This is a genomic window from Shewanella sp. YQ_9, from assembly GCF_043103185.1.
Classification (GTDB): Bacteria; Pseudomonadota; Gammaproteobacteria; order Enterobacterales; family Shewanellaceae; genus Shewanella; species Shewanella algae.
This window is the reverse complement of sequence record NZ_JBICJO010000005.1, coordinates 34,551-43,946: the sequence shown is the minus strand read 5'-3', so window position 1 is coordinate 43,946 and position 9,396 is coordinate 34,551. Positions and strand designations below refer to the sequence as shown.

Genomic DNA, 9,396 nt, shown 5'->3' with positions numbered 1-9,396 from the left:
TTAGTGAACGCCGAAGCCCTCTGGGCGCCACGCGGATCGGTAGCGTGTCTGAAAGACAAGAATATGAATAATTTCATATTCTTAGTGAACGCCGAAGCCGTCTGGGCGCCACGCGGAACGGTTGTGTGCCTGAAAGCTATCAGTATGGACAATTTCCATACTCTCCAGATGGCAACAGGTCCTATCTAATTACCAATGCTTGATATACAGAATCCACTTTTGGGGAACATTGACCTGAGATGAAGGCCTGGTTGGGGGAGTTACTACACCCGAACCGGTTTTTATTGTTGTAGTAAGGTTCATTTGATTTTTAGTGTTACTCACCATTACGGAGACAACGGTGTTACAGAAAACCAAAAAACTCATCATAGCGAGTATAGGAGCACTGGCTTTGCTTGGCTCGCAAGCTCAGGCAATTACGCCATCTCCTCAGATGATTGAACAATTCAAAAATTTGCCTCGCGCTGAGCAGGAAAGGTTAGCCAAGCAGTATGGAATAGATCCTTCCATATTGAGTGGAGGCAGTAACATCAGTCAGAAACCGGTCAATCCGCAAGTTGTTTATCCAAGAGAAAAAAAGGATAACAGCGCTAATGGGGGCGAAAAGCCAACTTTAGACTTTACGGTTGAAGCAACAGACAAGAGTGCTCTCAAGCGTTTTGGTTACTCCTTGTTTGCCGGTGAACCCAGCACTTTTGCTCCGGTTTCCGATGTGCCGGTTCCCAGTGAGTACCTGATGGGGCCAGGGGATACCCTGATGGTGCAACTTTTCGGTAAAACCAATAGAGAGTTCTCACTTACCGTTAATCGCGATGGCACTGTACAGTTCCCTGAACTTGGTCCTATCAGTATTGCCGGTTTAAGTTTTGCCGAAGCCAAAGATACCCTGCAAAAACGCATAAAACACCAGATGATAGGCATAGAGTCGAATATCACTATGGGTGAACTGCGCTCTATTCGTATCTTTGTGGCCGGTGATGCCTACAAACCCGGTTCTTACACTGTATCCAGTCTGTCAACCATGACTCAAGCGCTGTTTGTCTCCGGCGGCGTGAATGAAATAGGTTCACTGCGTAAGGTACAGCTGAAGCGTGGCGGTAAATTGGTCGGTACTCTGGATCTTTATGACTTATTGATGCGCGGTGATGCCTCAGGCGATATGCGTCTGCAATCCGGGGATGTGGTGTTCATTCCTCCAGTAGGTGGCCTGGTCAGCGTGGCCGGTGAAGTTCGCCGTCCAGCAATTTATGAGCTCAAGGGGGGAGAAACCCTTGGCGATGTCGTTAATATGGCAGCTGGGGCTAAACCGGGTTCCTATCCTAAAGGCAGTGTGGTTGAGCGTTATAATGACCAGGGGCTTAAGTCGCTGCTCACGGTTGATTTGACGTCTGCTAAAGGGCAAAAAACGCTTGCCAAGGCCGGTGATGTTATTCGGGTTAAAGGCACCTCGGGCCAATATGATAATGCAATCACCTTGGTTGGTGCTGTGGTTCGGCCAGGGAAATATCAATGGCATGAAGGCCTAAAAGTCAATGACATCCTCAAATCTATTTGGTCCGATTTACAAATTTCAGCAGATCTAGATTATGCCATCCTGCTTCGTGAAGTAGATGATTATGGCAATATTGAGGTTTATCAATTCGCACCTGGCAAAGCAATAGTGCATCAGGACGCCGATGAGAACTTGGCGCTGCAACCAAGAGATAAGTTGATCATCTTTAACTTTAGCGATGACAGCATCAACAGATATGAGCTGAACAAGCTGGTTAAAGCAAGAGTTGCTAAAGTCACTTCGCTTACCGGTGATTCGTTACTGGGCTCAGATCTGTTCAAGGCTGGTTTCAATGTGCTGCAAAGTAAAAGATTGCATAAGCGTGGAACTGTTGGTGGGATAGTGATTGAAGGCAATGATACAGTAAATGAAGAACAGGCGGTTGTGACTTCCGAAGTCAGTAAGATGTTGTTGAATCTTTTTGATGACACTGACTTAATTAAATATAGTTACATGATGAATCGCAGTGAGCTTCTGTATCCGGTTATCAGCAAACTTAACGCCCAGGCTCGCGCCGGCAGCAGTGTTAATATAGTCGCTGTCAGTGGTCAGGTTCGCCACGAAGGTATGTACCCGCTTGCGGTTAACGCTTCTGTCAGTTCTTTGATTGAAGCCGCTGGCGGCCTAAAGGAAGGTGCCTACACAGCCAGAGCCGAGTTAACCCGAACCATTACAAATGCCGCTGGTTCATCAATAGTGCATAAGACTGTAGATCTGACTTCGGCTCTACAAGGTAACAAAGTTGCTGATCTGCCTCTCGAAGGGCGCGATATCCTCACAGTAATGACTACGCCTGATTGGCAGGAACATCAGACCGTTGAAATACGCGGGGAAGTGAAGTTCCCCGGCGTATACAACATCCGTCGCGGCGAAACACTACAGGATGTTATTCAACGAGCTGGCGGCTTTACTGAATACGCTTATCTTCCATCAGCCGTGTTTGTGCGTGAGTCTGTTCGCAAACAAGAGCAGATGGAAATCAAAAAACTGGCCGATCAACTTCGGCGTGATATTGCCACTCGAGGCGTTTCCAAAGATGGCAATGTGGTCAACTATGCAGATGCTCAGTTGATGCTTAAAGATCTGGAAGGCATTAAAGCTGTTGGCCGACTGGTTGTTGACTTACCGGCTATCTCCGTGGGCATTACCCAAGCCGACCTTCAGCTCGAAGATCAAGATATTCTCTATGTACCTTCAACCAAACAGACCATTGCTGTTATGGGAGAAGTTCAACATGCATCGACCCACAGGTATAAGGAAGGTCTCACGTTAGACCAGTATCTGAATATGTCCGGCGGAGCCCGTAAGCGTGCAGATGAAGACAGAACTTATGTGATTAAAGCAGATGGTTCTGTGATGATGCCCAAACGTTCCATGTGGTTTAGCAGTGAAGATAATCTGCAGCCAGGAGATACCATCATAGTTCCCCTGGATACAGAGTATAAGGATAACCTGACGCTCTGGAGTCAAGTCACCCAGATCATTTACAACACGGCTGTGGCAGTAGCGACAATTTCAGGGTTGTAATTCTTAATAACAAACTTGTTCTAGAGCCGTGATTTCAGGCTCTAGAACAGAATTAATGCAGTAAAAAAATAGACATAAATATGACTTCACAAATTACTCCTCAACAGCATCCGAATGCACAGTTCGCTGTGAACTCGATGAGAGATGACGAAATAGATCTCCGTGAGCTCTTTTCGGTAATATGGCAAGGGAAATGGTTGATTGCGGGTATCACCCTGGTGTTTGCCGTCGCCTCTGTGGTTATCGCACTAATGTTACCGAATATCTATAAATCGGAGGCATTATTGGCCCCGGCTTCGGAAGAGCAGGGCGCCGGGGGGCTTGCAGGACTTGCTTCCCAGTTTGGTGGCCTTGCCAGTATGGCGGGGATTAACTTAGGTGGCAAAGGTGGCACAGATAAGACGCAACTGGCGATTGAAGTGCTCAAATCAAGGCAATTTATCGGCAACTTTATTGAAAAACACCAAATATTGCCTGAGCTAATGGCGGTCGATAAGTGGCACATGGCCGACAATAGTTTGTCATTTGACCCGGATATTTATGAGCAAGGCAGCAAGACTTGGGTACGTGAGGTAAAGCCGCCATTTCAGCCAAAACCTTCTTTGCAGGAAGCACATAAAGCATTTTCTAAAATACTTGTTGTCAACAAGGATAAAGAAAGTGGCATGGTGAAAATATCGATAGAACATCAATCTCCTTTTATCGCCAAGCAATGGGTAGATTGGTTAGTTGCAGACATCAACCTAACCATGAAAGAGCGGGATGTCGCAGAGGCTAATCGAAGTACTGAGTTTTTAAATAAACAGATTGAACTCACTAATGTTGCCGATATTCGAACTATTCTCTACAAGCTGGTAGAAGAACAGGCTAAAACCATAATGTTCGCCGAAGTGCGGGATGAATATGTGTTTAAAACAATCGACCCAGCCTTTGTTCCCGAAGAAAAGGCCAAGCCAAAGCGAGCACTAATTTGCGTGCTAGGTACTATGTTAGGCGGTATGTTGGCCGTGACGATAGTTCTTATCAGGCATTTTGCTAGAAAAGAAAGTTAAAGCAAAGAAATTATGGGCCTAGATTTTTACCGTTTTCGGAAAACCTAAGCCTTTTAGTGATAACGAATAATAGATTGTCTAAAAGTTGATAAAAATATCTCGGCTAGGTTCAAAAGGCTGAGGTTGTAAAATTGTAATCTAGTAACTTAATTCTAGATAGAAGGTAATAAAAAGGTCCGATGTAATGACAAAAAAGAAAGTGCTTACCGTTTTTGGTACCCGGCCAGAAGCAATCAAGATGGCCCCTCTAGTTCATGCTTTAGCATCCGATGACCGTTTTGAAGCAAAGTGTTGCGTTACAGCCCAACACAGGGAAATGCTCGATCAAGTACTTGAATTATTTGAAATAACACCGGATTACGATCTTGATCTAATGAAAGCTGGGCAGACATTGAATGATGTTACTTCCGGCATTATTCAAAAGTTAAAACCTGTCCTTCAAGAGTTTAAGCCTGATGTTGTGCTTGTGCATGGTGATACAGCAACGACTTTCGCTGCGAGTCTTGCCGCTTACTATGAACAAATTGCCGTTGGGCATGTAGAGGCAGGCCTTCGCACTGGTAATATTTATTCTCCCTGGCCAGAAGAAGCAAATCGTCGATTGACTGGAGTACTGACAACGTACCATTTTGCGCCGACAGAAACTTCTAAGCAGAATCTTCTCAAAGAAAACTTTGAACCACGCAATATCACGGTAACAGGCAATACTGTTATTGATGCATTATTGATGGTCAAAGAAAAAATTGACTCAGATAAAGATCTAAAATGCACGATAGCCCAACAGTTCCCCTTCTTAGATGAAAACAAAAAGCTGATCTTAGTCACCGGTCATCGTAGAGAAAGTTTTGGTGGTGGATTTGAACGTATTTGTGAAGCGCTCGCAACGGTTGCTATAGCGCATCCTGAAGTACAAATCTTATATCCAATGCACTTGAACCCTAATGTTAGAGAACCTGTAAATCGTATTCTAGGTGATGTTGATAACATTTTATTGGTTGAACCTCAGCAATATCTTCCTTTCATTTATCTGATGGATAGGGCTCATATCATTCTTACGGATTCTGGCGGTATTCAAGAAGAAGCACCATCTCTAGGTAAACCTGTTTTAGTAATGCGGGATACTACAGAACGCCCAGAAGCTGTTGAGGCGGGGACAGTTAAGTTGGTTGGTACTAATGTTAACCAAATAGTGTCCAGTCTAGATGAGCTTCTGTGTGATGCAGATGCATACCAAAAAATGAGCTATGCGCATAATCCCTATGGTGACGGTAAAGCCTGCCAAAGAATTTTAGAAGAATTAGTTAAATAAGAATTTAGGAAAAGAAATGTCATTCGAAACGATTTCAGTCATTGGACTTGGTTATATCGGTCTTCCCACAGCAGCAATGTTTGCCTCTCACAGAAAGAAAGTTATTGGTGTTGATGTTAACCAACATGCCGTAGATACAATCAATCAGGGTAAAATTCATATCGTAGAACCAGATTTAGATATGATTGTACATTCAGCTGTGACAGATGGATACCTGAAAGCGGTTACTACAGCCGAACCTGCAGATGCATTCCTTATTGCCGTTCCTACGCCTTTTAAACCATGCAAAGAAGCTGAAATTCCTGAGCCCGACTTAAGCTATATTCAATCTGCTTGTAATGGAATCGCACCAGTATTGAAAAAAGGCGATTTAGTCATTTTAGAATCTACTTCCCCTGTTGGAGCGACGGAGCAAGTTGCAGAATGGTTAGCTACTGCTCGTCCTGATTTAACTTTCCCACAAAACGCAGGCAATGAAGCCGACGTAAACGTAGCTCATTGCCCCGAACGTGTTTTACCAGGTCATGTGGTTCGTGAGCTTATTGAGAATGACCGGGTTATTGGCGGGATGTCTTCTCGCTGTGCTGAACGCTCCGTTGAGCTTTATAAAACATTCGTTCAAGGCGAGTGCGTTATCACGAATGCACGCACTGCCGAAATGGCAAAGCTAACTGAAAATAGCTGTCGTGATGTCCAGATTGCTTTTGCAAATGAGTTATCGGTCATTTGTGACAAATTAGATATCGACGTATGGGAACTGATCGCGTTAGCTAATCGCCATCCACGCATTAATATTCTGCAACCGGGTCCGGGGGTTGGTGGTCATTGTATAGCTGTTGATCCGTGGTTCATAGTCTCCAAGACACCTGTTGAAGCCAAATTAATTCATACGGCTCGAAAAGTGAATGATGCGAAACCTGAATGGGTGATCAACAAAGTCAAGTTGGCCATCGTAGACTTTTTGCAAGAGAATCCAAGTAAAACTGCAAAGGACGTGACCATAGCCTGTTACGGCTTAGCATTTAAACCAGATATTGATGACTTACGTGAAAGCCCTGCTCTTGGTATTACAAAGCTTATAAGTGAAATGCATACGGGTTTAGTAGTTGCTGTAGAGCCTAATATTGAAATATTACCACCGCAGCTTTCTAGTATTGAGCTTGTTTCCTCTGAACAGGCATTTACTACCGCGGATATTCATGTAATGTTGGTTGATCATCAGCAGTTCAGAGCATTAAAGCCTCAGAATGGTATATTGGTTGATACTAAGGGGATTTGGAAGTGAAGATTCTTGTTACCGGCGGTGCAGGCTTCATAGGCTCTGCGGTCGTTCGTCATATTATCAACAATACCCAAGATAGCGTCATTAATGTCGACAAGTTAACTTATGCAGGCAATCTTGAGTCACTTGCCAGCGTAGATAAAGATGAGAGATATGCTTTTGAGCAAGTTGATATCTGCGATAGGGCAGAACTAGATAGAGTCTTCGATGAGTACAAGCCTGATGCTGTAATGCACTTGGCCGCAGAGTCGCATGTGGATCGTTCAATATCAGGTCCTGCTGACTTCATTCAAACCAACATCGTTGGTACTTACACTCTTCTTGAAGCGACTCGTGCATATTGGAACGAGCTATCTGCTGATAAAAAGGCAGCTTTTCGTTTTCATCATATTTCAACCGATGAAGTTTATGGAGATTTACCGCATCCGGACGAGGTTCAAAGCTCTGAAGAGTTAACGCTATTTACTGAAAGCACTTCCTATGCTCCGAGTAGTCCGTATTCAGCATCTAAAGCATCTAGTGATCACCTAGTTCGCGCTTGGCTACGAACATATGGTTTGCCAACAATTGTGACCAATTGTTCAAATAATTATGGTCCTTACCACTTCCCTGAAAAACTTATTCCTCTTGTGATTTTAAATGCATTGGATGGCAAGTCTTTGCCGGTGTACGGCAAGGGCGACCAAATTCGTGATTGGTTATATGTAGAAGATCATGCTCGTGCCCTATATAAGGTGGTTACTGAAGGCGTGATTGGTGAAACCTATAACATCGGTGGTCACAATGAAAAGCAAAATTTGGAAGTAGTACAAACTATCTGTGCCATTTTAGATGAGTTAATGCCTAAAGATTCTCTTTATGCAGAACAAATTACTTTTGTCACCGATCGTCCAGGTCATGATCGTCGGTATGCCATTGATGCAAGTAAAATGAGTCAAAAGCTAAATTGGTTGCCTGAAGAGACCTTTGAAACTGGCCTTCGTAAAACTGTTCAGTGGTACCTCGACAATCAGATATGGAGTCAACGTGTTCAAGATGGTTCTTATCAAAGAGAACGTCTAGGTGTAATTGGTGAATCATTGGAAGGTGATGAGTAATGAAGGGAATTGTATTAGCCGGTGGGTCGGGTACACGTTTATATCCAATCACTATGGGTGTGTCGAAACAACTATTGCCTATTTATGACAAACCAATGATTTATTACCCCTTGTCGGTGTTAATGCTTGCAGGTATTAGGGAAGTGATGGTTATTACTACTCCTCAGGATATTGAATCATTTCGTCGTCTATTAGGTGATGGCAGTCAGTTTGGTATTACACTTGAATACGCGGTACAACCTAGACCAGATGGTTTGGCCCAAGCTTTTATTATTGCAGAAAATTTTATTGGTAAAAGTGATGTATGTTTAGTGTTAGGAGATAACATTTTTTACGGACAAAGTTTTACGCCAAAACTAAAAAAAGCAGTTGAAAATGCTAAGGCCGGTAAAGGAGCTACGATATTTGGCTATCAAGTAAAAGATCCTGAAAGATTTGGAGTTGTAGAATTTGATCATAATAAAAAGGCAATTTCTATAGAAGAAAAACCAAAAACTCCAAGATCTAATTTAGCTGTTACAGGTCTATATTTCTATGATAACTCTGTTATTGAGGTTGCCAAACAAGTTAAACCATCGACAAGAGGGGAGCTTGAAATTACTTGTGTAAATCAAGTTTACTTGGAGAGTCAGCAGCTGAATGTTGAAATCTTAGGGCGTGGGTTTGCTTGGTTGGATACCGGAACTTATGAGAGTTTATTAGAAGCGGCTCAGTTTGTTCAGACTATTGAAAAAAGGCAGGGGTATAAGATCGCTTGCTTAGAAGAGATAGCATTTAGCAATGGGTGGTTGTCAAAATCACAGGTAAAAGATAAAGCAAGCTCATTAATGAAAAATAGCTATGGCAAATATCTGATGGAAATAATGAAAAACAAATGAACAGTAGTTTTGAATTAAAACAGTGGGAGTCAGATTTTTTTAATCGTAAAATCTTTAGTTTTAATTATAAATCTGGATTGTCAATGATTAAAAGTTTTCCTGTCAATTCATTGATTGATATTAAGCTGGATGCAAGAGACTACGATGCTATAGATTTTGTTAATCGTAACTCTTTTGAGTTCATAGAAGGTGAAATTTGTTTTAAGAGTGAGGTTCGTGATGAAAGTTATTTCAGTCTTAATGGGCAGGATCTCGAAAATTATATTGCTACTTTTGAGGCTATCGAAGAACTGAAATTAACTGTTACTGGCTTATATGAAAACAGTAGATTCAGAGAACCCTGGTTCAACGTAAGTGAGCGAGATTCTTTTTATAGAAAATGGATTGAGAATGCTGTTTTGTCAAAGTTTGACGATTGCTGTTTAATTTTGAAAGATAGAGGGAGAATTAGTGGCTTTGTCACAATACGGTTAAAATCTGATGTAGCTACTATAGGTTTAATTGGAGTGCCAAAGCCATACCAAGGGCAGGGGGTAGCTAAAAATCTTCTAGAGCTAACATTTGAGTATTGTAAAAGTAGAAATATTAAAACTGTATCCGTGGCCACTCAGTTAAGTAATGTTAGCGCTTCAAAGTTATATATTAAAAGTGGCTTTACTATTTCTGATATCTTTTATTGGTTTTATAAAAAGGTCTAAA

General features: G+C 42.5%; 8 protein-coding genes. All 8 read left to right on the top strand.

Features of this window, described 5'->3' with window-relative positions; translation table 11 throughout:
• On the top strand, nucleotides 1-189 hold a 189-nt coding region (locus tag ACF8D4_RS01815; protein ID WP_392464481.1), incomplete at its 5' end, for a hypothetical protein.
• 151 nt (nucleotides 190-340) lie between these two features.
• Nucleotides 341-3,079 (top strand): SLBB domain-containing protein, encoded by a 2,739-nt coding sequence (locus ACF8D4_RS01810; protein ID WP_392464479.1) that lies wholly within the window; start codon nucleotides 341-343, stop codon nucleotides 3,077-3,079.
• 80 nt (nucleotides 3,080-3,159) lie between these two features.
• The gene (locus tag ACF8D4_RS01805; RefSeq protein ID WP_392464477.1) at nucleotides 3,160-4,131 is read left to right on the top strand and encodes a Wzz/FepE/Etk N-terminal domain-containing protein; all 972 of its coding nucleotides are present in this window, start codon (nucleotides 3,160-3,162) and stop codon (nucleotides 4,129-4,131) included.
• 184 nt (nucleotides 4,132-4,315) lie between these two features.
• On the top strand, nucleotides 4,316-5,440 hold the full coding sequence (gene wecB / locus ACF8D4_RS01800) for a non-hydrolyzing UDP-N-acetylglucosamine 2-epimerase (protein WP_392464476.1): 1,125 nt from the start codon (nucleotides 4,316-4,318) through the stop codon (nucleotides 5,438-5,440).
• A gap of 16 nt (nucleotides 5,441-5,456) precedes the next feature.
• Nucleotides 5,457-6,725: a UDP-N-acetyl-D-mannosamine dehydrogenase gene (gene wecC / locus ACF8D4_RS01795; protein WP_392464474.1), complete on the top strand. Its 1,269-nt coding sequence runs from the start codon at nucleotides 5,457-5,459 to the stop codon at nucleotides 6,723-6,725.
• Nucleotides 6,722-7,819, top strand: coding sequence for a dTDP-glucose 4,6-dehydratase (gene rfbB, locus ACF8D4_RS01790; RefSeq protein ID WP_392464473.1), 1,098 nt, complete (start codon nucleotides 6,722-6,724; stop codon nucleotides 7,817-7,819). Before wecC ends, rfbB begins: the two co-directional genes overlap by 4 nt.
• The gene (gene rfbA / locus ACF8D4_RS01785; protein WP_392464471.1) at nucleotides 7,819-8,697 is read left to right on the top strand and encodes a glucose-1-phosphate thymidylyltransferase RfbA; all 879 of its coding nucleotides are present in this window, start codon (nucleotides 7,819-7,821) and stop codon (nucleotides 8,695-8,697) included. The genes rfbB and rfbA overlap by 1 nt, the downstream gene beginning before the upstream one ends.
• Nucleotides 8,694-9,395, top strand: a complete 702-nt coding sequence (locus ACF8D4_RS01780) for a GNAT family N-acetyltransferase (protein WP_392464470.1) — start codon at nucleotides 8,694-8,696, stop codon at nucleotides 9,393-9,395. The genes rfbA and ACF8D4_RS01780 overlap by 4 nt, the downstream gene beginning before the upstream one ends.
• Nucleotide 9,396 lies beyond the last annotated feature (1 nt).